We start from the raw sequence: 23,940 nt of genomic DNA, 5'->3' as shown, positions 1-23,940 counted from the left end.
TCACGCCGGGTCCCGGACGAGCGGCGTCATGGCGGATCCCCGAAGAGGGGCCGTCACACCGGATCCCCGACGAACCGCGGTCACGCCGGCCCCCCGGTGAGCGAAGGAAGCCGGGCGGTGTCGAGCCGGCAGGCGGGTGTCGGGGTGCCGGGCACGGCCACGCGGGCGGTGAACAGGGCGCCGTCGTCGTCACCCGGGTCGGCCAGGCCCACGTGGGCCGTCGTGATGTGCAGGACGTCCTGGACGAGGCACACACCGGCCGGCTGCCGTGCCGACAGCCACAGCGTGCGGTCGAGCGTGCCGTCCGGCAGATGACGGCGGACGGTGCCGGTGCCCCAGACGGCGATCCACACGGCGCCTTCGACGTCGACCACCATGCCGTCGGGGCTGCCCTCACGGATCGTCAGGAACTCCTCCGGCGTGCCGAGGTCGGCCGTCACGGGGTCCACGGGGTAGCGCCGGATGACGCCCCGAGCGCTGTCGGCGAGGTACATGAGGCTGCCGTCGGGAGTGAACGCCGGTCCGTTGGGCACGGTGATGCCCTCCAGCACCCGTACGACCGTGCCGTCCCGGTCGACCCGGTACAGCGAACCGGCGCCCTCCTCGGCGTCGTACGCCATGCTTCCCGCCCAGAACCGGCCGAACGGGTCGGCGACGGCGTCGTTCATGCGCATACGCGTCCCGGCGTTCTCCTCCGGCCGTGCCAGCCAGTCGACCGTGCTGTCGGGGCGGAGCAGGCAGATGCCGGTGCCCGCGGCGGCGATCCAGGTGCCGTACCGACCGGCGACGGGGGCCACGGCGCCCAGGGGGACGGGGAGTTGGGCCATGGTGCGCAGGGGCGCCGTCGGGTCGTGCGGAGCGGACAGCAGGCGGCCGGCGAGGATGTCGACGAGGACGACGTCGGTGCCGGTCCAGCGGATGCCCTCGCCCAGTTCCAGGCGGTCGGGGCGGTCGGGGCGCAGGTCGGCGGTCATGGCGTCGCCTCCGCCACGAGGGTGCGGAACAGGCGGGCGCGTTCCCTGAGTGCGGTGATGCTGCCGCCCTCGGCGGCGTCGCCGACGAGGGGTGAGCCGACGCCGACCGCGAGGGCACCGGCCGCGAGACAGGCGCGGGCGACGGCCTCGTCGACCCCGCCCACCGGGACGAACGGAGTGTCCGGGAACGGGCCGCGCAGCGCCTTCAGATAGGCAGCTCCCCCGGACTGCGCGATCGGGAAGATCTTCAGCGCGGCCACTCCCATGGCCTGCGCGGCGATGATCTCGGTCGGGGTCAGCACACCGGCGAGGACGGGCATGCCCAGCTCCCGTGCGGCACCGATGCCGTCGCCGAGCCCCGGGGTGACCGCGAAGTCGGCTCCGGCGCTGTGTGCGGCGCGGGCGTCCTCGGCGGTCAGGACGGTGCCCACGCCGAGGGGGCGGTCGGGGCCGAGGGCGTGCCGGGCGCGTTCGATGACGGAGAGGGCGTCCTTGCCGGAGAGCGAGACCTCGACCAGGTCGACGCCCTCCTCGACCAGGGCCAGCACGGTGTGCAACGCGGCGTCGGGGTCGTCGCCCCGCACGATGGCGACCAGACGGTGAGTGGCCAGCGCGGCTGTCAGGTCCACGGACGGTGCTCCTTCTGGGGGGTGGGCGAGGCGCATCGGCAGGCAGCGGTCAGCGCAAGTCGCCAGCGGATCTCGCCCGACGCCGGTACGCGGGCCGCGTCGTCGGGTCCCGCGTCGGCGAGGTCGAAGACCCGGCCGAGCATGGGTTCCACGCCCGTGCTCCGGTAGGGGTGCGGCTGGGGGTAGCCGGCGAGGTTGCGCCACAGGGCGATCGACACGGGTTGTCCGTCCGCCCGCAGTTCCAGGGCCAGTCGGTCGCCGCCGTCGTGCACACAGCACAGCGCCGTGTCGACCACGGCTCCGACCGCGGTGCCGTCGTCGGGTCCGAGTCGGTGGAGGGGCAGTCCATGTGGTGTGGGCCAGCGGCCGGTGATCCAGGGTGCTCCGGTGGGCCAGTTGTCGCCCACGAGTGGGGCGGCCTCGGGGAACAGACGGGTGGTGGCGTCGGAGGACATGTGCAGGGTGGCGTCCCGGGAGAGGTCCAGCAGCGCGTGCGCGGCCCACACGAAGCGGAAGCCGGGCCGCGCGGTGAGGGTGTAGTCGACCTGGGCCCCGTCGGCCGTGGCGCGGACGGTCCGGGCGAGGGTGAAGGACTCGGCCTGGACGTGTTCGGTGTCGCCGGTCCGGGTCCACGGGCGCGACCAGACGTCTCCGTGGTCGGGCAGGCCGCGGACCGTGGGGACGCACTCCTCCAGCCCGCCCGCGTCCACGAAGGCGTCGCCCGGGACGGCCTTGTCGCGTTCCGGTGCCGTGCGGTGCCAGAGCCATTCGCGGCCGGGTGAGCGCAGGGACGTCCATCGGCCGCCGTGCGCGGGGTCGGTGGTGATCTCCAGCACCGACGTCACCACTCGGCGAAGGAGTCGTCGGAGTGCCGCCAGACCGGGTTGCGCCAGGCGTGTCCGGTGCGGTCCGCGGCGCGTACGGCCACCTCGTCGATGGTGATGCCCAGGCCGGGCGCGGTGTTGCGGGGTGCGTGTCCGTCCACGAAGCGGAACGGGGCGGGGTCGGCCAGGTAGGAGAGCAGGTCGGCGTCCTTGTTGTAGTGGATGCCTCGGCTCTGTTCCTGGATCAGGAAGTTCGGGGTGGCGAACGCGACTTGGAGGCTGGCGGCGAGCGCGATCGGGCCGAGGGGGCAGTGCGGGGCGAGCTGGGCGCCGTAGGTGTCGGCGAGGGAGGCGATGCGGTGGACCTCGGAGATGCCGCCGGCGTGGGACAGGTCGGGCTGGGCGACGGCGATGCCCGCGGTGAGGGCGGGCAGGAACTCGGCGCGCGAGTAGAGGCGTTCGCCGGTGGCGAGGGGGATCGGGGTCGCGGCGACCAGGCCGGGCAGCAGGTGACCGTGTTCGGGGAGTACGGGTTCCTCCACGAACAGCGGGTGCAGCGGGGCGAGTTCGGCCAGGACGCGGCGGGCGCTCGCGGCGGTGAAGCGGCCGTGGAAGTCGACGGCGACGTCGCGGTCGGGGCCGAGGGCGTCACGGGCGGCGGCCACCCGGGCGACGACGGCAGCCGTCTCGGCCGCGGTGGCGATCGGCGCGGTGGCGCCCGCGGCGTTCATCTTGACCGCGGTGAAACCGGCGTCCACCTGGGCGGCTATTTGTTCGGCGAGCTCGGCGGGTTCGTCGCCGCCGACCCAGGCGTAGACGCGGACACGTTCACGCACGGGACCGCCCAGCAGGGCGTGCACGGGGGCGCCGTAGGTCTTGCCCGCGATGTCCCAGAGGGCCTGGTCGAGGCCGGCGACGGCGCTGGAGAGGACGGGGCCGCCGCGGTAGAAGCCGCCCTTGGTGAGGACCTGCCAGTGGTCCTGGATGCGCAGCGGGTCCTGGCCGACGAGGTACTCGGCGAGCACGTCCACGGCGGCGCGTACCACCTCGGCGCGGCCCTCGACGACGGGTTCGCCCCAGCCGACCACGCCGTCGTCGGTCTCGATCCGGCAGAACAGCCAGCGCGGCGGGACCAGGAAGGTTTCTATTCGAGTGATCTTCACTTGCCGCCGGCGCCTTTCGTGTCGTCGGGAATCGCGTCGCCCGGGATCGTGTCGTCGGGGCCGTCGATCCGGTCCAGGTCGCGTCCGGCCTGGGCGAGCAGGGCCCGCATCGCCGCCTCGGCCGCCCGCGGGTCCTGGTCGCGTACGGCGTCCAGGACGGCGCGGTGGGCCGGTACGGGGTCCTCGCTGTGCGGGTGGCTGTGCACGATGCGGTCGCGGTGGGCGAGGCCCGGCTCGATGACCATCTCCATGCGTTCGAGCAGCTCGTTGTGGGTGGCGGCGAGCAGGGCGCGGTGGAAGGCGAGGTCGGCGTCCACGGCCTGCCCCGGGTCGGCGCCTCGCTCCCCCATCGCCTCCAACGCCGCCTCCAGGGCGGTCAGGTCGGCGTCGGTGCGGCGCTCGGCGGCCAGGCGTACCGCGGCCGGTTCGACGATGGCACGCACCTCGGAGAGGTTGCGCAGCAGCGTCCGGTCGGCGTCGGTGGCGTGGTCGGCGCCCTCGAACTGCCAGCGCAGTACGTCGGCGTCGAGCAGGTTCCAGTCGGCGCGGGCCCTGACGAACGTGCCGCGTTTCTGGCGGGCGTCGACCATGCCCTTGGCGGCCAGCACCTTCAGGGACTCGCGCAGGGCGGTGAGACTGACGTCCAACTCGCTCTGCAGCGCCACCAGGTCGAGCGTGGCTCCCTCGGGGATCTGTCCGCCCAGGATGCGGCGGGCGAGGGCCTCCACGGTCTGGCCGTGCACGCCGCGGCGGGCGTAGGGCGTCATGTCGTACAGCCTTTCTGCCGGTGAGTGGGGACTGCGGTGGTCATGCCGAGGCCTTCACGACGCTCCAGCCCCCGTCTACGACGAGGCTCGTCCCGGTGATGAAGGAGGCTTCGCCGGCGCTGAGGAAGGCGATGGCCGCGGCCACTTCATCCGGGGTGCCGAAGCGACGGGCCGCCGTCTCGGCGACGCTGCGCTCGCGTTCCTCGGGCGGCACCCGGTCCCAGGCCGCCGTCAGGATCGGCCCCGGCACGACGGCGTTGACCCGGACCTCGGGCCCGTACTCGACGGCGAGCTGGCCGCACAGGGACAGCAGGGCGCCCTTGGACGCGGCGTAGGCAGGGTGACCGGGGATGCCCATGCGCGCGTGGACGGACGAGGTCAGCACCGCCGCTCCCCGCCGGGCCCGCAGATCGGGAAGCACCGCCCGGAAGCCGAGGAAGCTCGCGGTCACGTTGACGGCGAGCTGCCGCTGCCACGACTCCAGGGTCAGTTCGTGCGCCGGGGCCACGTCGACGGTGAAGGCGTTGCTGACGAGGACGTCCACGGGCCCGAAGGCGTGGGCGGCTGCCACGAGCCGGCGCCAATCGTCCTCCGCCGCCACATCGGCCCGCACGAACCGGGCCCGGCCACCGTCCCTCGCGATCCGTTCGGCCACCGCCGCGCCGCCCTCCTCCGCCACGTCGGCGAGCACGACGGCGGCTCCCTCCTCGGCCAGGCGTTCGGCGGTGGCGGCTCCGATGCCGGAGGCCGCGCCGGTGACCACGGCCGTGCGGCCGGCGAAGCGGCCGCCGGGCCTGCGAGGGGACTGATCCATCGTGGGGTCGACTCCTTTCGTGTCCTTCATGTCCTTCGTGCCTTCGTGAGCTCGCTGAGCGAGTACGGGCCGTGCGGGAAACATATGCGGCTCACTGCCGTGTCAGTACCACCAGGTCGGCATCATGATCGGCACTCCAGGCGAAGGGCAGCCCGTAGTGCAGCAGATGGGCTCCGCCGTACGTCGTCCCCGTCGCCGTGTCCCGATAGCGGGCCGCCGGGTCCAGCCCCCGCAGCCGGAGCCGGTCGGGCCGTCCGGGCACGAGCGGGGCGCCGTCGAGGCGCCCGGTGCTCAGCGCGGCGACGACCGTGCGGTCACCGGCGTCGTACTGCACCCCGCAGGTCGTGTCCGCCGGGGAGCCGAGCAGCCGGGTCTCTCCGTGGTGGATGACGTCCCGCACCTCCTTGTAGCGGGCGACCCACCGCGCGGCCTCGGCCCGCTGCTCCGGGGTCCACTCACGCAGGTCGGCCCCGATGCCCAGCACTCCGCACATGGCGTTCACGAAGCGGAAGGCGAGGCTGCGCGGGCGCGGGTCGAAGATGCCCGGTGCGTCGGTGACCCACGAGCTCATGACGTGCGGTGCGTGGGCGTGCAGGAAGCCGTGCTGGACGGTCAGCCGGTCCAGCGGGGCGGTGTTGTCGCTGGGCCAGACGATGTCGGTGCGGGCCAGCGTCGCGTGGTCGACACGGCCGCCGCCGCCCGCGCAGCCCTCGACGGTGACGTCGGGGTGGGCGGTGCGCAGGTGGTCCAGGACGCGCAGGTATCCGGCGACGTGCTCGGCGTCGAGGTCGACGTGCCCGGCGCCGGGTCGGCCGCGTTCGGTGGGCGGGCGGTTCATGTCCCACTTGAGGTAGCCGATGGCGTAGGTACCGAGGAGCCGGTCCAGGGTGCCGATCACGAATTCCTGGACGTCGGTACGGCCGAGGTCGAGCAGGAGCTGGTTGCGGATCAGGCGGGCGGGCCGGTCGTCGATGCGATAGACCCAGTCGGGGTGTTCGGCGTTAAGACGGCTGGCAGGACTCACCGCCTCGGGCTCGACCCACAGACCGAAGTCCAGGCCCAGGCCGCGCACGTCGTCGACGAACCGGTCGAAGCCCTGCGGGAAGGCGACCGGGTCCGGATACCAGTCGCCGAGTCCGACTGTGTCGTCGCCGCGGCCGGTGAACCACCCGTCGTCGACGACGAACAGCTCCGCTCCGATGTCGGCCGCGACTTTGGCGAGTTCGAGCTGGCCGGCCGCGTCGACGTCGAAGCCGGTGGCCTCCCAGGAGTTGTAGAGGACCTTGCGGGGGCGCCGCAGGCGGTCGCCGGCGAGCCGGCGGTCGTAGCGGTGCCAGACACGGGACAGACCGTCCAGGCCGTCCGGGCTCATCGCGCAGGCGAGGCGAGGTGTGGTCAGGGTGGCGCCGGGGGCCAGGACGACGGCTCCTTCGTGGGGCACCCGCCCGGCCCGTACCCGGACCGCGCCGCCGGGTTCGGCCTCGGCGGTGATGTGCCAGTTGCCGGGCCACTCCAGGGCGACACCGTAAGCGGGGGCGTCGTCGGTGGTCCGGTCCTGCACCGCGAGCCAGGGCGCGTAGGCGTGGCCGGGCACGCCCTGGGTGCTGCCCATGGTGAACACGCCTCTGCTGATGTCGAGTCGGGTGCGCTGGAACTCCTGCGACCACTGTCCGGTGAGGTAGGTGAGGCGGGCACCAGCGGTGACGGGGATGTTCACGGCGGCCGAGTCGAGGCGTTCCAGGCGCAGTTCCTCGGGTCCCGTGCAGGTGAGTTCGGTCCAGCGGTGCAGGACGTCGGTGTCCGGGACGGTGGCGTAGCACAGGGTGGTGCGCAGGCCGAGGACGTCGTCGGTGAAGGTGAGGCGGAGGCTGTGCTCGTCCGGGGACGCCTCGGCTCCGGTGAAGGTCCACCACGTGCCGCGCTCGTGGCCGGGGCGGCTCGCGACGAGGTCGGCGCCGTTGAACGGCCGTAGCCCGTACGGCAGATACTCGGCCGGGGCGGCGTCGGCGGGCGTGATGAAATGGGTGCGGTGGGACCAGTCGAGGGCCGACGGTCCGGTCTCGACGCCGTGCGGGCCCCAGGCGTCCAGTTCGGCCCAGGGTCCGTCCGGGGACAGCCGGACGGTGTAGCCGGTGTGTTCGGTGCGCAGGGTCCAGCGCTGGGACGGCGTCACTTGACTGCTCCGAGGTTCAGGCCGGCCACGAAGTGGCGCTGGAAGCGCAGGAATACGGCGACGGTGGGGGCGGCGGCGATGACGGATCCGGCGGCGATCACGTTCCACATGGACACGTACTGGCCCTGGAGACCGATGAGGGCCGCGGTGATCGGCATCTTGATGTCGCTGCGCAGCACGGTGATCGCCCACAGCAGGTCGTTGAAGATCCAGGTGAACGACAGGGCGCTGAGCGCGGCGAGCGCGGGGCGGGTCAGCGGCAGGATGATCCGCCAGAAGATCTGCCAGGGGCCGGCCCCGTCGACGACGGCCGCCTGCTGGATCTCGACGGGGATGGCCCGCATGAAGCCGTGCAGGACGAAGACGTAGAAGCCGACGCCGAAACCGATCTGCACGCCGATCAGGGCGGGCAGGGTGTCGTACACGCCCATCATCTCGCTCAGCTTGGAGACGGGGATGAGCAGGATCTGCGGCGGGAGCAGGTTGCCGCCGAGCATCAGCAGCAACAGGGAGCGGCGCAGGGGCAGTTCGTAGCGGCTGAGGGCGAACGCGGCCATGGCCGCCAGTGCCAGTGTCACCAGGACGCAGGGGACGGTGACGATCAGGCTGTTGACCAGGGCGCGCCCCTGGCCGCCGTCGACCCAGGCCAGGCGGAAGTTGTCGAGGGTGAAGGAGCGGGGCAGGCTGCCCAGTCCGTTGGCGGCGATGTCGTCGAAGGAGCGCAGGCTGGTGACGACGACCAGGGCGATGGGCAGCAGCCACAGGACGGCCAGGGCGCCGGCGCTCAGATGGAATCCGGCGGTCGCGGCCCGCTTGCGACGCACCGCCGTGGAGTCGGCGGACATCAGTCGGCCTCCCGGAACGCGCGGACGAGATAGGAGGCGATGACGCCGAAGGCCAGCACGAAGATGACGACGGCGAGGGCGGAGCCGTAGCCGAGCCGCAGGGACTGGAAGGCGGTCGAGTACATGTAGGTGCTCAGCAGTTCGGACGAGTGGTAGGGGCCGCCGCGGGTCAGCGACCACACGACGTCGAAGGAGCGCAGCGAGTCGATGACGATGACCGACAGAACGACCGCGTTGACGCTGCGCAGTTGGGGCAGGGTGACATGCCGGAAGCGCTGCCAGGCGCTCGCGCCGTCGACCTTGGCGGCCTCGTACAGGGCCGGGTCGATGCCCTTCAACCCCGCGAGGTACAGGACCATCACGTAGCCGATCTGCCGCCACAGCGCGGGCACGATGACCGCGTACAGGGCGGTGTCCTGGTCGGCGAGCCAGGCGTGCCGGAGGCTGCCGAGGCCGACGGATTCCAGGAGTTGGTTGAGGACGCCGTCGGGCTGGTAGATGGCCTGCCAGACCAGGGCGGTGGCGACCAGGGAGAAGACGACGGGCAGGAAGAGGGCGGCCCGGTAGAAGCCGACGCCGCGCCGCTCCTGCTGGAGGAGCAGGGCGGCCGCGAGGCCCAGCAGGGCGGACAGGCCGCCGAACAGCACCAGCCAGAGCGCCGTGTTGCCTGCCGCGCCGCGGAAGACGTCGTCGCCCGCCATCTCCCGGAAGTTGTCCAGGCCGACGAACCTCGGTGCCGACACGCCGTCCCAGCTGGTCAGCGCGAGGTAGAAGCCCTGGAGCGCGGGCCAGAACACCCACACCGCCTCGGCGAGCAGCGGGACGAGGACGAAGGCGAGGACCAGCGGGGGTGTGCGCCGAGGGCCCCGGCCCCGGCCGCCACGGGACGGCGCCGGGACCGGGAGTTTGCGGTGGGGGGCGGTCAGGACGGCCATGTCAGGCCTTCCAGATCTTCTCGGCCTCGCGCTGCCAGTCGGTGAGGATGCTCCCGATCTCCTTGGGCCTGGCGAGGAACTTGGTCAGTGCGTTGTCCGCGGTGGGCTGCAGGGCATCGCTGGAGTCGCGGTTGAAGAACTGGGTGATCTCGGCCGCCTCCTCGATGTGTGCACGGCCCTTCTTCACCAGCGGGGTGCCGGAGTCCTTGGCGTCGGGGTGGCAGGGCAGGACGGTGCCGGACGATCCCTTGATGTACGTCTCCTGCGCCTCGGCGGTGGCGAGGTGGCCCAGAAGGTCGAGGACTCCGTCGCGGCGTCCGGTGCGGGCGCTGGCGAAGTAGCCGTCGGTGGGGGCCTCCTCGGCGAGCGGGACCTTCGGGTCGATGACCGGGAAGCGGAAGAAGTCGATGTCGTCGAGGGCGTCCTTGGGTGCCGCGTCGGCGAAGAAGGTGCCGATCAGCATCATGCCGCTGCGGCCGTTGAGCAGGGCGGTCGTCGCGTCCTGGAAGGCGCCCGCGGTGCCGTTCGGGTCGAAGTACGGCAGCACCTCCTGCCAGCGGTCGAAGACCTTGCGGACCTCGGGGTCGTCGAACCGGTGCTGTCCGGCGAGGAGTCGGCGGTGGTACTGGGCGCCGTTGATGCGGATGTCGAGGTAGTCGAACCAGGCGGAGGCCACCCAGGCGGTGTTGCCGCCGGCGCCCAGCCCGATCGGGGCGACGCCCTTGCTCTTGAGCTTGTCGCACAGGTCGAGGAAGTCGTCCCAGCTCTTGGGCTCGCTCACGCCCCACTTGGCGAAGTGGGACTTCCGGTAGAACATGCCCCACCAGTAGTAGGTGGAGGGGACGAAGACCTTCTTGCCGGAGCTCGCGGTGCACAGCGTGTGCAGCGCCTTGGAGTAGCGCTTGAGGTCGGGGCCGTCCCACAGCCCGTCGAGGTCGAGCAGCAGGTCCTTCTTGGCGTAGGCGTCCGCGACCGAGCCGGGGTACCAGGTGTAGACGTCCGGCGGGTTGGCGGACGTCAGGTACGTCGGCAGCTGGGTGCGGAAGGTCTCCGCGGCGACCGTGTTGAGGCTGACGCCTTCGGCGCCCTTCTTTCCGTAGGCGGCGACGACGTCCTCCATCGCCGCCTTGGCCTGCGGTGCGGACAGGTTGGACTGGAGGGTGACCGCGCCCTCGGAGGAGGACTTCGAGGACGAGGTCGAGGTGACGCAGCCGCTGAGCAGCGCTGTCGTCCCGGCGGCGCCGAGTCCGGCGAGGAAGCGCCGTCGGCTGGGTTGAAGGTTCGTCATGGAGGGCTCCCGCCAGGTCATCACTTGCTGATCTGCTTGAACTGGGTCCGGTGGACGACCCCGTCGACCCCGCGGAACACGGCGTCGACCGCACCGTCAGCCCCCGCGACCGCCCCGAGCGCGCCCTCGAACGCGGCGCTGGGGAACTCCTGCCGCTTCGTCCAGCCCTGCCAGGCGCCGCCTTCGTGGCGCTGCTGCCAGAGCGTGTAGTCGCCCGCCCGCGCGTACAGCACCACGGCGTCGCCCACGGCGACGAGCGTCGGACTGCCGCTCACGGTCCCGCCGAGCGAGGTCCACCCCGACCACTCCCCCGAGGCGTCCCGCGACCGCGTCCACACGTCGTCCGCCGAGGTGCGCACGGCGACATGAACGCGACCCTGGGCGTCGACGGCGGCGGCCGGTCTGCCGTACGTCGGCCGGTCTCCCGGCGCCCCCAGCGACGACCAGTCGGACGAGGGCCCGCGCTGCACGATCCGCCCGTCCGCCCCGCGCGCGACGAGGGTCCAGTGGGTGGGGTCGGTGAAGGCCACGGACGGGGCGTCGGTCACCTGCCCGCCGAGGCTCTGCCAGCCGCCCCAGCCTCCGTCGGCGAACACCCGCCGGTACATGCGGGAGTCGGCGCCGCGCACGAACACGTCGATACGGCCTCCGGCGGAGGCGTAGGCGGCCGGTTGGCCGAGGATCCCTCCCCCGGTCGGACCTCCGAGGTCCCTCGTACGCGGCGTTCCGCTGCCGTCCGCGCCCGCCGAGTGCTGGACGAGGTTTCCGCGCGGTCCGCGGTAGAAGGTCGTGAGCGTGTCTCCGTCGCGCACCACGGCCGGGCTCGCGCTGGCCTTCTCGCCCAGGCTCGTGCCCGGCAGGGCGTCCTCGCCGGTCAGCTTCAGGAAGGCGGTGCCGTGGGCGGGGACCTCGACGGTGTACGACCCGGTGTGCGTGCCGCGATCGGCACGGGCCCGCAGGTCGCGCACCTCGACCGACCCGCCCAGCGCCGCGTCGGCGAAGTTCACGGTGCGCAGGGCCGGTCGGTCGGAGCGGTTGAGCAGGACGACCGCGCGGCGGCCGTGCCCCGAGAGGACCTTGCTGTAGACGTCGCCGACGGAGTCCGTGGCCACGCGGACACCCTGGACGGCGAGCCGGTCCTGGTTGACGCCGATGATCTCGGGGTTGCGCAGGGTCTTGATCATCGACTCGGACAGTGTGCGCGGGTCGGAGCCGAGGACCAGCGGGGAGCCCATCTCGGCCCACATCACGAACTGGGTGGTGGACTCCTCCTGCGTCAGCTCGTACGACCCGTCGGCCATGCGGCGCATGGGGATGAGGTAGTCGGGGTCGTTGTAGCGACCGGGCCCCTGCGCCTCGGGATGCCAGGCGTTGGCGTCCATGTTGCGCAGCACGTTGGGCCACTGGCCGGGGCTCGGGGTGCCCCAGGCGATGTCCGTGCCGGTGCGCCAGGAGTCCGCGATCGTCGGGGCGTAGGCGTAGGTGTTGTGCGCGTCCTGCTCCGGCGTGTGCGGCAGGCCCCAGTCGTCGGTGAGCGGGTTGCACAGATTGAGCAGCATCCTGCGTCCGGACTTGGCGACGGCGTCGCTGAACTCCTTGAACGCGGGCCCCGGATCGAGCTTCGCGCCGATGCCGCACAGGAAGTCGACCTTGATCGCGTCGACCTTCCAGTCGGCGAACTGCCGTGCGTCCTGGTCGTAGTGGCCGCGGCTGCCGAGCCCACAGGTCTTGCCGCCGTCGTAGGTGCCGGCGTCCGTGTAGATGCCTGCCTTCAGTCCGCGTCGGTGGAGGTAGGAGACCAGGGCCGGGATGCCGGACGGGAAGCGGTCGGGGTGGGCCGTCAGCCGCCCTTGCGCGTCACGGGGGTTGTCGGCCTGCCAGCCGCCGTCCAGCCACACGATGTCGTATCCGCTGTCGCGCAGACCACTGCTCACGAGCTTGTCGGCGACCGCGCGGACCTCCTTCTCGGTGGGCGCGCCGAGCCCGTAGTAGGTGTTCCAGCCCATGTACGGCGTCGGCGCGAGACCGCTGTCGTAGTAGGCGGGCGCGCCCTGGTCCACGGTGGTGTCCGCGGTGGCGGCAGGGGCGGTGGACGCGGTCAGGACCACGGAGATCGCGGTGGCTAGGACGAGTGAAGTCACGTGCCTCTCCCGGAGGTTGGGAAGCATCAGGAGATGACGCGGGCCGCTCGGGGCGGGGCCGTCGGTCACGGCGACGACTGTGGCGCGCGGCCGGAATCCTGTCAATATTAATTACTAATTTAAAGAAACATGGGCTCGCCGGCCCCTGCTTCCCTGCCACGGCGCGGTCGCACGGAAGGGAACGATGCGCTGGGCCTCAGAGGGTGACGACCGCCCCTTCGAGAGCCAGCGCGAGATCGCTCTGCGCGCCTTCGACCTGGGCATCACCCACCACGACCTCGCCAACAACTACGGTCCGCCCTACGGCTCCGCGGAGATCAATTTCGGCCGCCTGATGAAGCAGGACCTCGCGCCGTACCGGGACGAACTGGTGGTCTCCACCAAGGCCGGCTGGGACATGTGGCCCGGCCCGTACGGCCAGGGCGGCGGTTCCCGCAAGTACGTGCTCGCCTCGCTCGACCAGTCGCTGCGGCGGACCGGGCTGGAGTACGTGGACATCTTCTACTCCCACCGGCTCGACGCCGGCACCCTGCTGGAGGAGACGATGGGCGCGCTCGACACGGCCGTCCGCCGGGGCAAGGCCCTGAACGTCGGCATCTCCTCCTACGACACGGAGCGCACCCGGCAGGCGGCCGCGATCCTCCGCGAGCCGGGCACGCCCCTGCTCATCCACCAGCCGTCGTACAGCATGCTCAACCGCTGGATCGAGAACGAGGGACTGCTCGACACCGCCGAGCAGGAGGGCTTCGGGGTCATCGGCTTCACGGCACTCGCGCAGGGGCTGCCGACCGGGCGCTACCTCGACGGCGTCCCCGCGGACTCGCGGGCCACGCAGGGCAAGTCGTTCGACGAGGCGTGGCTGTCGGACGACATGCTGCGCAGGCTGCGCGCGCTCAACGACATCGCGGCCCGGCGCGGCCAGACCCTCGCCCAGATGGCGCCCGCCTGGGCCCTGCGCGACCGGCGTGTGACCTCGCTGGTGATCGGCGCCTCCCGGACCGGGCAACTCGAGCAGAGCGTCGCCGCGTTGGAGAACCTCGACTTCGGCGACGAGGAGCTGGCCGAGATCGACAAGTACGCCACCGACGGCGGAGTCGAACTGTGGCGGGACGCCCGGACCGGCAACCTCGACTGAGGCGTGGGCGGTCACAGCGGGCGGCCATATCGGAATTCCGGCCTGCATTGGTATGGACCTGACACGCCGCCATCGCTAGGCTCTGCCCGACCCTGAATGAGAGCGCTCTCAGCTTGCGGTTGTTCCACCCCACCTTGCTGGAACGACGAAGGGCAACTCCTTTGAGACGCATCAGACTCACGCACGCAGGACTGGCCGTACTCCTCATGTTCGGAGGCTGGACCGCGAGCGGCACCGGAGCCGCCTCGGCCAACGACTCCGCCTCGACGAACGACTCCGTCTCGGCGGCCGACACCGAACCCGCCTCCGCCGGACTGCTGAAGGCGATGCAGCGCGACCTCGGCCTGTCGAAGCGGCAGGCCGAGGCGCGACTCGCCGCGGAACGCACCGCCATGGACCGCACCCCGAAGGCACGAAAGGCCGCCGGGTCCGCCTACGGCGGCGCCTGGTTCGACCCGGAGAGCGAGCGGCTGACCGTGGCCGTCACCTCGGACGCCCCGCCCGCGACCGTGCGGAAGGTCCGGGCCACCGGAGCGACGGTGCGCACCGTCGCGCACAGCGCGCGCGAACTCGACGCGGCCAAGGCCCGTATCGACCGCATCTCGGCGCCTTCGGGCGTCAGCAGCTGGCATGTCGATCCGATGGCCAACACGGTCGTCGTGAACGTCGTACGCGACCGGCAGGCCGACAACGATGTCCGGCGGTTCGTCTCCCGCGCCCTGGCAGCCGGGCCGGTCACCGTCGAGACGGTCGCCGCGGCTCCGCGCACCTTCGCTGCCGGAACGGTCGGCGGCGACCCGTACTACACGGGCAACGTCCGCTGTTCCATAGGCTTCTCCGTGCACGGCGGGTTCGTCACGGCGGGCCACTGCGGCCAGGCGGGCGCCGGGGTCAGGGGCTGGGACGGCAGCTACGTCGGTTCGTTCCAGGGCTCCTCGTTCCCGGGCGACGACTACGCCTGGGTGAGTGTCGGCAGCGGCTGGTGGACCGTGCCGGTGGTCCTCGGCTGGGGCACGGTCCCGGACCAGCTCGTGCGCGGCTCGGGCGAGGCGCCCGTCGGCAGCTCCATATGCCGCTCCGGCTCCACTACGCACTGGCACTGCGGAAGGGTGCTGGCCAAGAACGAGACGGTCAACTACAGCCAGGGCGCGGTGCACCAGATGACCAAGACCAGCGTCTGCGCCGAACCCGGCGACTCCGGCGGCTCCTTCATCAGCGGTGACCAGGCACAGGGGGTCACCTCGGGCGGCTGGGGCAACTGCTCCGGCGGCGGGGAGACCTGGTTCCAGCCGATCAACGAGATCCTCAACCGCTACGGGCTGACCCTGCACACGGCCTGATCGGGCGGCGCCCCCGGCGACGGGGGCGCCACTCGCGGCGCGGCATCGGACCCGTGCGGGCCGAGTCGCTGTCCGGCTGCCCGAAGGCGTGCGGCAGGATGAGGACCATGAGCGTAGTCAAGATCAACGTACTGACCGTCCCCGCCGAGCAGCGCGAGACGCTCGAGAAGCGGTTCGCCTCGCGTGCGCACGCCGTGGAGAGCTCCGACGGGTTCGAGTGGTTCGAACTCCTGCGGCCGGTCGACGGCACCGACCAGTACCTCGTCTACACGCGCTGGCGTGACGAGGAGTCCTTCCAGGCCTGGATGGAGGGACCGATGAAGGCGGCCCACCAGGGCGGCGGCGCGGAGAACGCCGAACGCCCCAAGCCGGCGGCCAGCGGGTCCACGCTGTGGTCCTTCGAGGTCGTGCAGCAGGCGGCGCCGACGAGCAAGTAGCGGTTACCGGCCGGGGGTGCCTACGGTGCCCCCGGCCGGTCGGCGTCAGGGTGGCGGCGCTGACGGGTCACCGCTGCCAGGACGAAGGTGACGCTGATCAGCAGGGACCAGGCGCCGAACTTCTCCACTCCCACGGGCTCCCAGCCGTGCAGCTGGTAGGGGTAGCGCCAGGCGCCCAGGTAGGTGGCGAGGTTCTCCGCGACCCAGAGGAAGAAGCCGATCAGGACGAACGACAGCGCCAGCGGCATCCGGCGGCGGACCCCGCGGACCGTGTAGCGCACCGAGGTGCCCGCGGTGACGGCCAGGAGCAGGCCGGCCAGGAGCCAGCGCATGTCGGGCAGCCAGTGGTGGCTGAAGAAGTTGACGTAGATCGCCGCGGCCACGACCGCCGTCGTACGCGGCCGGTAGCGGACCAGCTCCAGGTCGAACAGGCGCCAGGCACGGCAGACGTAGCTGCCGACGGCCGCGTAGAGGAACCCTCCGTACAGCGGGACGCCCGCGAACTTCAGCACGGCGGGTTCCGGGTAGCTCCACGAACCGAGGGACACCTTCACCAGCTCGAAGGCCAGGCCGATGACATGGCAGAGGGCGATCACGGCGATGTCCCGGCCGTTCTCCCAGCCGCGCAGCCAGAACAGCAGGCTGAGCAGCACGCCGTAGGCGACGAGCAGGTCGTAGCGGGCCACGGGGAGGCCGGGCAGCAGGGTGGACGCGGCCACGCCGGAGAGCAGGGCGATGGCGAAGGCGCAGGACCGGGTCTGCGTCCAGGCGAAGTCGAGCAGGTGACGAACCGAGGAGGCCAGGGGGCCGGTGTTGATGGTGGTGAGCATGATGCCTTGAAGGACGGCCCTGTGGCCTGCGCGGTTCGTCAGTACCCCAACGAGTACGGCGACCGTCGAAAACCCGTTGCAGGCGTCCTCCCCTCCCCCGGACCCTGAGCCCATGACCTACGTCCTTCGCCCCGCCGGCCTCACCGACGCGGCCGCCGTCACCGACCTGCTCAACGACATCGACCGGTTGGAGATCGGCCGGCCCGAGACCGACCTGCACACCGTCGAGGCCGATCTGAAGCGGTCCGACATCGTGCTGGATCGCGACTCCTGGCTGGCCTTCGACGGCGACCGGCTGGTGGCCTACGGGCTGCTGTGGGACGAGTCGGGGGGCGAGCGCGTCGACATCGACCACTATGTGCTGCCCGAGCACCAGCAGGCGGGGGAACTGCTGCTGGACGCGATGGAGGCCCGGGCCTTGGACAAGGCCCGGGCGAACGGTGCCGCGAGGGCGGTGGTGCATCTGCACCTCAACACGGAGCCCACGCTCGACACGAGGCTGATCGAGCAGCGGGGCTGGTACGCCGTACGGCGCTATCACGTGCTGCACCGGCCCCTCGACGTGGCCGAGGACGTCGTGCCGGAGGTTCCGCCCGGCGTACGGCTGCGCGCATGTGTCGACGAGGCGGATCGTGCGCGGGTGCATGCGCTGTACCAGTCGAGCTTCGCCCAGCACTTCGACTTCCAGTCGCGTACCTACGACCAGTGGCAGGAGGACGTCGACGCCGACGTGCTCGACTGGTCGCTGGTGTGGATCGTCGGCACCGAGGAGCTGGGAGACGCCGGGTTTCTCATTGCCCGCGACGACCGGGAGGCGATGGGCTGGATCCCCAGCATCGGAGTGCTGCGCGAAGCCCGTGGCCAAGGTCTCGGTGGGCTGCTGCTGCGGCACGCCTTCGGGACCTTCGCCGCGCGCGGACGGGAGACGGTCGGGCTCGGCGTGGACACCGCCAACGCCACGGGGGCTCCCGCCCTTTACGCCCGGCACGGGCTGACCGTCCACTTCGCCGTCGACACCTGGGAGGCGGTCCTGAAGTGAGCGCCGATGTCGACGAGGGCCGGCCGGGGTCAGTGGGCGAGGCGGCGGGCGGCGGGCGGCGGGGATCAATAGGCGCAGGTAGCGGTCTCCGGCAGCGCCGCCGCGCCGGCCGCCCTCACCGCCGTACGGATGAGTCGGTCCAACCTCCCGCCGCCGCCGTTCCCATGAGACCTCGCCCGGGCTCAGGCGGCAGCCGGCCCTTCGGCGTCGGGGAGCGCCTTGCGCTGCTTCTCGTGGCGGAGGGCCGCGGCCGTGGCCAGCGCGCCGAGCCCCTCCCACAGGCCCACGCCGAGGAAGCCGGACGGGGCACGGCCGCCGAGTACCGCCAGGGTGAAGACCGTGCAGGTCAGCAGGCGGAACGGGACGGTCCAGCGGAAGAACGCCCGCCAGTCGGAGAGGGCGGCCAGTACGTAGTACACGCCCATGTTGAGTGCCGCCATCGATGACGCGGTCAGGAAGACCAGTGTGTGATCCCCCTCCGCACGCCGGGCGTCCCCTGCACGGGTGAAGCCCATGACGGTGAGGAGGGCGTCCGGGGCGATGAGCCCGACGACGCCCGTCGCGGCGGCGAGGACACCGAACACGGCCATGGTCCAGCCGGACGTGGAGCGGGGCAGGAGTCGCACGAAGTCCTCCGTGGGCCTGGGGAGTTGGGGCTGTGGTGTCCCTGCATACCGTGCGGGTCCGATGCGGTGAAGACAGGGGTCCGAGACCGGTGGCCCACACCGTGCCGACCTGCTCCCGAGGGCCGTTTCCCGACCGGAAAACACTTGGACTGCGCGGTCGCCGTCGCGGGACACTTCCGCACTCGAACCCGAACTCACACGGCCGTCGCCGGCGATGACCCCTGCCCGCGGTGACGCGAGGCAGGCTGCCGCAGAACAACACAGGGTTGGGATGGAACCGCCTCAATCACGCAAGGTCCAACCGGGCAAACGCTCGGTACTACTCGCACTTCGCTACTACGGACGGGAGTTGGCCAGGCTCCGCCGGCTGACCGCACCCACGATGCTGCTCTCGGCGCTGGGCAACATCGGAATCAACTACATCGCGCCGCTGATCGTCGCCAAGCTCGTGGGTGACATCGCCGAGGACAAGGACATCACGGTCGGCTCGGCGCTGCCGTACGTCCTCGGCTTCGTCGGTGTGCTGCTGCTCTCGGAGGGGCTGTGGCGCATCGCCCTGCACTGTCTGAACCGCCTCGACGCCCTGGGCATCGAGCACCTGTACGTGATCGGGATGGACGAGCTGTTCGCCAAGGACGCCGCGTTCTTCCACGACAACTTCGCCGGGTCGCTGACCAAACGCGTCCTGAGCTTCGCCTCGCGTTTCGAGCAGTTCGTCGACACGCTGACGTTCCAGATCGTGGGCAGCTTCGTGCCGCTGGCGTTCGGGGCGGTGGTGCTGTGGCGGTACGAACCGCTGCTCGTGGTCGGGCTGTTGGTGATGATCGCCGTGACGGCCGTGTGCGTGGTACCGCTGATCCGGCGCCGCCAGGCGCTCGTCGACGAGCGTGAGGAGGCGATCGCCCGGGTGTCGGGCCATGTCGCCGACAGCCTGATGAACATGGACACGGTGCGGGCGTTCGCCGCCGAGGGGCGGGAGGCGGCCGAGCACCGCGCCCGCGTCGCGGCATCCCGGCGGCTCACGCTGCGGTCGTGGGACTACGGCAATCTGCGCATCGACACCCTGGTCGCGCCGATGGCGGCGCTGACCAACGCGCTGGGGCTGCTGCTCGCGGTCACCCTCGGCGGGGGCGCGCACGGCGTGGAGGCGATCGTGGTGGCCTTCACCTACTACAGCAACGCGACCCGGATCATGTTCGAGTTCAACCAGATCTACCGTCGGCTGGAGAGCTCGATGACGGAGGCGGCACAGTTCACCGAACTGCTGTTGGCGCCGCCGACGGTGCTCGACCCGCCGTCGCCGGAGCCGCTGGTGTGCGGGGCCGCCGATGTCCGCTTCGAGCGGGTGGACTTCGCCCACGCCGGTGGCCGGCCGCTGTTCGAGGGCCTCGACCTGGATGTGCCCGCCGGGTCGAAGATCGGCCTCGTCGGCCGGTCCGGTGGCGGCAAGACCACGCTCACCCGGCTGCTGTTAAGGATGACGGACATCGACTCCGGCCGGATCCTGATCGGCGGTCAGGACATCAGCCGGCTGCGCCAGGCCGACCTGCGCGGTCTGATGGCCTATGTGCCGCAGGACCCGGCGATGTTCCACCGCACGCTGCGGGACAACATCGCGTTCGCCCGGCCGGACGCCACCGACGCCGAGATCCACCGGGCGGCGGAGGCGGCGCATGTCACGGAGTTCGCCGACGCGCTGCCGTACGGCTTCGACACCTTGGTGGGCGAGCGGGGCGTCAAGCTGTCCGGCGGCCAGCGCCAGCGGGTGGCTCTCGCTCGGGCGATCCTGCGGGACGCGCCGATCCTGCTGCTCGACGAGGCGACCAGCGCGCTGGACTCGGAGAGCGAGATCCTCGTCCAGGAGGCGCTGTGGCGGCTCATGGACGGGCGGACCGCGCTGGTGGTGGCACACCGGCTGAGCACGGTCGCCGGCATGGACCGGCTCGTCGTCCTCGACCGCGGACAGATCGTCGAGCAGGGCACCCACGACGAACTGCTCACGGCGGAGGGCGCCTACGCCAAGCTGTGGCAGCACCAGTCGGGCGGCTTCCTCGACGAAAGCCCGGCGCGGGCCGAGTTGCCCTGAGCCGGAGACTGCCCGGGGCGGGCGGCGGACGCGTTCCGTCGCCCGTCTGCCGGGTATCGGGGGCGCGAAGTCCTCACGGGGAGAGTCCGGCCTGGGTGCAGGCGGGCCGGATCTTGCGGGTGCAGATCTGCTCGACGCTGTACACGCCGTCCTTGACGAGTGTCTCCTTGATGTTCTCGACCGTCACCGCTCGCGGAGTGAGCAGTACGGCCGGGATGTCCTCGGTGGTGGCGCTGTCCAGCGTCGTCGTGGCCATGTCCCCGATGTCCTCGCCACGCCCCAGGGCGACGGCCATGTCGGCGGCTGCAGTCGCTTCGTCCATGAACGGTTTGTACACCGTCATGTACTGCTCGCCCTTGATGATGCGCTGCACGGCGTCCAGGTCGGCATCCTGGCCGGTAACGGGGGGAAGCCTCCTGACACCGGCCGTCTTGAAAGCGGAGATGACTCCTGCGGCGATGGAGTCGTTGGCGGCCAGGACGCCGCCGATCCGGTCCGAGCCCAGGGCCCCGATGGCGGCGGACATGTTGGCGTGGGCGTTGTCGGTGCTCCAGGCCGCGGTGTCGTACGACCTGGCGATGTTCAGCTTGCCCGTGATGACGGACAGCGCGCCCTTGCGGAACCACGCCGCGTTGGCGCTGGTCGGGTCGCCGTTCATCATGACGATGTTCCCGCCGCCCCCCATGGCCTCCAGGAGCGCCTCGCCCTGGAGCCTGCCGACCTGCGCGCCGTTGAAACTGACATAGCCCGAGATCGGTCCTTCGACGAGCCGGTCATAGGCGATGACCGAGGCGCCCGCCCTACGTGCCTCCTGGACCGAGGAGCGCATCGCCTTGCTGTCGGCAGGGTCGAGTATCAGGACCCTGGCGCCCTTGGTGATCATGGAGATCATCTGTTGGCGTTGCGTCGCCACGTCGCCCCCGGCGTTGGCGTACACCACGGTGCAACGAGGGCACGACTCCTTCAACTTCCGCTCGATCAGCGGCTTGTCCCACCTCTCCCAGCGGGGGGTCACCCGGTTCGGGAACAGCAGGCCGATGGTGAAGCTGTCCGTGTCGGCCTCGTCCTCTCCCCCGCAGGCGGCCAGGGACATCGTCAGGAGTCCGGCGACGAGCGCCGCGACGACCTGCCGCGTACGGATACGGCTGCGGTTACCGGAACGGGTACGAGTACGGGTCTTCATGGCAGGCCCCCTGGGTTCCCTGACGGCACCGCGTCCGCGAGGGCCGGCTCGGGGCGTGGCACGCGGATCTCGCTCCACACCTGCTTGCCGCCGGCCACGGGCACGGATCCGAAAGTGTCCGACATCGCTTCGACGAGGAGCAGGCCCCGGCCGCCGGTCGACTCCCAGTCCACGATCACCGGTTTGGCGGGGGCCCGCGGCGAGGCATCGGTCACGCTCACGCGCACCAGGTCGCCGCGGAGGATCAGGTCGAGGCGTACCGATCCCTGCGTGTGCACCAGAGCGTTGGTGACCAGTTCGGACACGACGAGCAGCACCCCGTCGGCGGCTTCCGCGACCTTCCACCGGCGCAGGGTGCGTGCCGTGAAACGGCGGGCGTGCATGACGGCGTCCGGCAGCCGCCACACCTCCCAGCCGGCCCGGATCGGCCGGGCCCCCATGCCCTCGTAGCGCAGGACCAACAGCGCGACGTCGTCCTCTCGGCGGCCCTCGTCGCCGAGCAGGTCGTCCGCCAACCGCCCGGGGTCGGCCGGGTCGGCCGCGGCGAGCGCGACGCGTGTCCGGTCCATCCCCTCGTCCAGGGGAAGGTCGGCGGCCTCGACCAGGCCGTCGGTGACCAGGGCGAGCACCGTGCCCGGGGTCAGAGCCACCGCGGTCATGGGGAACTCCGCCTCGGCGAGCACGCCCAGCGGGAGCCCTCCCTCGACCTGCACCTCCTCGGTGGTGCCGTCGGGGTGACGGACCAGCGGGGAGAGGTGCCCGGCACGCACGAACAGCGCGTTGCCCTCCTCCATGTCCAGTTCGACATAGCAGCAGGTGGCGAAGAGGTCGGTCTCCATGCCGACGAGCAGCCGGTTGGCGTGGGAGACGACCACGTCCGGGGGGTGGCCCTCCACCGCGTACGCCCGTACCGCGGTGCGCATCTGGCCCATGATCGTCGCGGCTCCGGCGCTGTGCCCCTGGACATCGCCGATGACCAGGGCCACCCGGTCCTCGGAGATGACGATGACGTCGTACCAGTCACCACCGACCTGGAGCCCGCGCCGGGCCGGCAGATAGCGGGCGACGGCCGTGCCCCCGGGCAGTTCGGGCAGCCGCCGGGGCAGCAGGCTGCGCTGGAGCATCGTGGCGAGCTCCTGCTCGGCGTCGTAGGCGTGCGCCCGTTCGAGGGCCTGTCCGATCAGTGCGGCGGAAGCGGTCAGCACGGACCGCTCCTCGGGGGCGAACTCGTGGGGCTGGTCCCAGCCGACCAGGCAGACACCGACGACCCCTCCCTTGACGGGCAGCGGCATGACGGCCAGGCCTCCGGCGCCGATGCCGGCGAGTCCCACTTCGAGGGCCGTGCCGGCGGGCCACAGATCCATCCGCCCGTCCCGCAGCGCCAGTTGGAGGGTGGGCAGGGCTCGCACGGGGGCGTCGGGCCACTCCGAGCGCCACTGGGCACGCCAGGTCTCCGGCCAGGCGCGGGGCTGCGGCGGGTCGAGCACGATCACCGCCAGCCGGTCCTCCCGCAGCTCGGCGAGCGCCACCCGATCGGCGGCCAGCGGTTCGCGCAGTGCGGTGACCACCACGCGGCCGACGTCCTGGACCGTCACGGCGTCGTCGAGTGCGGCGGTCAGCCACTGGATCCGGGACACGTCGTCGGCGCTGCGGCGCTGCACGGAGGTCGCCGTCACCACACCCAGCAGCTGCTGGGGCCGGTCGTCGGGGCTCGCCGCCACCCGGCACCGCAGACTCAGCCAGCGCACCTCGCCCGTGGGGAGGCGGACCCGGAACTCCAGCTCGCGCCGGGCGGACTCGGGGGTGGACGGCTCCAGGACCGACATCAGCGCGTGCATGTCCTCCGGGAGGGCGTTCGCGAGCAGGGTGTCCGCCTTGCCGTCGAAGTCGGCCGGGGTGATGCCGACCAGCCCGAGCAGCGTCTCGTCCGCGTCGATCACGCCGGTGTCCGGGACCAGGACGAAGGAGCCGACGCGCAGCGCACGCAGGGCGGGCCTCAGCAGCGAGAGCGGTCCGGGGCCGTCGGCGGCGGCCCGGAACAGATCGGCGACGGCGTCGGCGTACCGCTCCAGGAAGCGCCGTTGGTCGCGGTCGAATCCGTCGGCCGATGTGCCCACGACGACGAGGCAGCCCCGCCGTCCGCCCTCCGCCCTGAGGGGCAGCGCACCCAGTGACGTCCGGCCGCGCGGCGGTGTCGGCACTCCTTCGTCGTCGTAGGCGGCGAGGGCCGCGGGGTCCAGCCAGAGCGGCCGGTCGGTGCGCAGGGCCCGCGCGGCGGGTGAGTCAACGGCCAGGGACAGCAGCTTGGGCAGGTCGTACTGGGCCGCACCGTCTCCGGCCGTCTCCACCAGCCGGAGCTCCGCGTCGCCGGCGCCGGGGACGTAGACAGCCGCCAGCGCGGCTCCGGCGAACGTCAGGGCCCGCTCCCCCGGGGCGGCCTCGCGCTCCGGAGGCGGTGTTCCGGTGCCCGCGGCCCCGCGCTCCGATGCCCGCAGCTGCGAGACGCCGGTCCGGGCACGACCGTCATGAGGCATGTCCGCACCTTCCTCCCGCCTCAAGGCCACAGGTGCCGACAGGTGAGATCGGGGGCGCTCCGCTACCAGCCTCTCACATAGGGGCGAAGCAGACAGATCAGCATGATTCACCTATCGTCCGGGCACCATCCGGGCGCCGCCCGGACTCCACGTGACCGCGTTCGCAGTTCATCGCGG

20 protein-coding genes are annotated in these 23,940 nt (G+C 71.7%); 5 read left to right on the top strand and 15 right to left on the bottom strand.

Going from position 1 to position 23,940, the window contains the following annotated elements:
* Nucleotides 1-80: 80 nt before the first annotated feature.
* From BLU79_RS30675 to BLU79_RS30625, 11 genes are all read right to left on the bottom strand, one after another.
* Nucleotides 81-974, bottom strand: a complete 894-nt coding sequence (locus tag BLU79_RS30675; RefSeq protein ID WP_093909192.1) for an SMP-30/gluconolactonase/LRE family protein — start codon at nucleotides 972-974, stop codon at nucleotides 81-83.
* Nucleotides 971-1,603, bottom strand: coding sequence for a bifunctional 4-hydroxy-2-oxoglutarate aldolase/2-dehydro-3-deoxy-phosphogluconate aldolase (locus BLU79_RS30670; RefSeq protein ID WP_093909191.1), 633 nt, complete (start codon nucleotides 1,601-1,603; stop codon nucleotides 971-973). Before BLU79_RS30670 ends, BLU79_RS30675 begins: the two co-directional genes overlap by 4 nt.
* Nucleotides 1,594-2,439: an aldose epimerase family protein gene (locus tag BLU79_RS30665; protein WP_093909339.1), complete on the bottom strand. Its 846-nt coding sequence runs from the start codon at nucleotides 2,437-2,439 to the stop codon at nucleotides 1,594-1,596. The genes BLU79_RS30670 and BLU79_RS30665 overlap by 10 nt, the downstream gene beginning before the upstream one ends.
* 5 nt (nucleotides 2,440-2,444) lie before the next feature.
* Nucleotides 2,445-3,590 carry a galactonate dehydratase gene (gene dgoD, locus BLU79_RS30660; RefSeq protein WP_093909190.1) on the bottom strand — a complete coding sequence of 382 codons (1,146 nt, stop codon included), beginning with the start codon at nucleotides 3,588-3,590 and terminating at the stop codon, nucleotides 2,445-2,447.
* On the bottom strand, nucleotides 3,587-4,357 hold the full coding sequence (locus BLU79_RS30655; RefSeq protein ID WP_093909189.1) for a FadR/GntR family transcriptional regulator: 771 nt from the start codon (nucleotides 4,355-4,357) through the stop codon (nucleotides 3,587-3,589). Before BLU79_RS30655 ends, dgoD begins: the two co-directional genes overlap by 4 nt.
* A 40-nt stretch (nucleotides 4,358-4,397) precedes the next feature.
* Entirely contained in the window at nucleotides 4,398-5,171 is a 774-nt protein-coding gene (locus tag BLU79_RS30650; protein ID WP_093909338.1) for an SDR family NAD(P)-dependent oxidoreductase, read from the bottom strand.
* A 91-nt stretch (nucleotides 5,172-5,262) separates the two neighbouring features.
* Nucleotides 5,263-7,344, bottom strand: coding sequence for an alpha-galactosidase (locus tag BLU79_RS30645; protein WP_093909188.1), 2,082 nt, complete (start codon nucleotides 7,342-7,344; stop codon nucleotides 5,263-5,265).
* Nucleotides 7,341-8,189 carry a carbohydrate ABC transporter permease gene (locus BLU79_RS30640; protein WP_093909187.1) on the bottom strand — a complete coding sequence of 283 codons (849 nt, stop codon included), beginning with the start codon at nucleotides 8,187-8,189 and terminating at the stop codon, nucleotides 7,341-7,343. The genes BLU79_RS30645 and BLU79_RS30640 overlap by 4 nt, the downstream gene beginning before the upstream one ends.
* Complete coding sequence (locus BLU79_RS30635) at nucleotides 8,189-9,124, bottom strand: carbohydrate ABC transporter permease (protein WP_093909186.1); 936 nt, start codon at nucleotides 9,122-9,124, stop codon at nucleotides 8,189-8,191. Before BLU79_RS30635 ends, BLU79_RS30640 begins: the two co-directional genes overlap by 1 nt.
* Nucleotide 9,125: 1 nt before the next feature.
* Complete coding sequence (locus tag BLU79_RS30630) at nucleotides 9,126-10,412, bottom strand: ABC transporter substrate-binding protein (RefSeq protein ID WP_093909337.1); 1,287 nt, start codon at nucleotides 10,410-10,412, stop codon at nucleotides 9,126-9,128.
* Between the two features lie 20 nt (nucleotides 10,413-10,432).
* Nucleotides 10,433-12,580 (bottom strand): DUF8189 domain-containing protein, encoded by a 2,148-nt coding sequence (locus BLU79_RS30625; protein WP_093909336.1) that lies wholly within the window; start codon nucleotides 12,578-12,580, stop codon nucleotides 10,433-10,435.
* A gap of 157 nt (nucleotides 12,581-12,737) precedes the next feature.
* Between BLU79_RS30625 and BLU79_RS30620 the strand changes: the two genes are divergently transcribed.
* The 3 genes from BLU79_RS30620 to BLU79_RS30610 all read left to right on the top strand — a co-directional run bounded on the left by BLU79_RS30620 (nucleotide 12,738) and on the right by BLU79_RS30610 (nucleotide 15,465).
* Nucleotides 12,738-13,688 (top strand): aldo/keto reductase, encoded by a 951-nt coding sequence (locus tag BLU79_RS30620; RefSeq protein ID WP_305657767.1) that lies wholly within the window; start codon nucleotides 12,738-12,740, stop codon nucleotides 13,686-13,688.
* 161 nt (nucleotides 13,689-13,849) lie between these two features.
* Nucleotides 13,850-15,028 (top strand): S1 family peptidase, encoded by a 1,179-nt coding sequence (locus BLU79_RS30615; RefSeq protein ID WP_093909185.1) that lies wholly within the window; start codon nucleotides 13,850-13,852, stop codon nucleotides 15,026-15,028.
* Between the two features lie 107 nt (nucleotides 15,029-15,135).
* On the top strand, nucleotides 15,136-15,465 hold the full coding sequence (locus BLU79_RS30610; protein WP_093909184.1) for an antibiotic biosynthesis monooxygenase family protein: 330 nt from the start codon (nucleotides 15,136-15,138) through the stop codon (nucleotides 15,463-15,465).
* 20 nt (nucleotides 15,466-15,485) lie between these two features.
* On the opposite strand, the gene BLU79_RS30605 is transcribed toward BLU79_RS30610, so the two are convergent.
* Nucleotides 15,486-16,295, bottom strand: coding sequence for a DUF817 domain-containing protein (locus BLU79_RS30605; protein ID WP_177001243.1), 810 nt, complete (start codon nucleotides 16,293-16,295; stop codon nucleotides 15,486-15,488).
* 112 nt (nucleotides 16,296-16,407) lie between these two features.
* Between BLU79_RS30605 and BLU79_RS30600 the strand changes: the two genes are divergently transcribed.
* Nucleotides 16,408-17,334 (top strand): GNAT family N-acetyltransferase, encoded by a 927-nt coding sequence (locus BLU79_RS30600; RefSeq protein WP_093909183.1) that lies wholly within the window; start codon nucleotides 16,408-16,410, stop codon nucleotides 17,332-17,334.
* A 182-nt stretch (nucleotides 17,335-17,516) separates the two neighbouring features.
* Here BLU79_RS30600 and BLU79_RS30595 read toward each other — a convergent pair whose 3' ends face one another.
* Entirely contained in the window at nucleotides 17,517-17,924 is a 408-nt protein-coding gene (locus tag BLU79_RS30595; protein ID WP_177001249.1) for a hypothetical protein, read from the bottom strand.
* A 307-nt stretch (nucleotides 17,925-18,231) separates the two neighbouring features.
* Here BLU79_RS30595 and BLU79_RS30590 point away from each other — a divergent pair, with 307 nt between their 5' ends.
* Nucleotides 18,232-20,046: an ABC transporter ATP-binding protein gene (locus tag BLU79_RS30590; RefSeq protein WP_093909181.1), complete on the top strand. Its 1,815-nt coding sequence runs from the start codon at nucleotides 18,232-18,234 to the stop codon at nucleotides 20,044-20,046.
* 73 nt (nucleotides 20,047-20,119) lie between these two features.
* Here the strand turns inward: BLU79_RS30590 and BLU79_RS30585 are convergent, their stop codons facing one another.
* Nucleotides 20,120-21,229, bottom strand: coding sequence for a sugar ABC transporter substrate-binding protein (locus BLU79_RS30585; RefSeq protein WP_093909180.1), 1,110 nt, complete (start codon nucleotides 21,227-21,229; stop codon nucleotides 20,120-20,122).
* The gene (locus BLU79_RS30580; RefSeq protein WP_093909179.1) at nucleotides 21,226-23,763 is read right to left on the bottom strand and encodes a SpoIIE family protein phosphatase; all 2,538 of its coding nucleotides are present in this window, start codon (nucleotides 23,761-23,763) and stop codon (nucleotides 21,226-21,228) included. The genes BLU79_RS30585 and BLU79_RS30580 overlap by 4 nt, the downstream gene beginning before the upstream one ends.
* Nucleotides 23,764-23,940 lie beyond the last annotated feature (177 nt).

Origin of the sequence: Streptomyces sp. cf386, from assembly GCF_900103585.1 — a bacterium.
Lineage (GTDB): Bacteria > Actinomycetota > Actinomycetes > Streptomycetales > Streptomycetaceae > Streptomyces.
The sequence above is the reverse complement of the archived record's forward strand: the minus strand, read 5'-3'. Positions and strand labels throughout refer to the sequence as shown.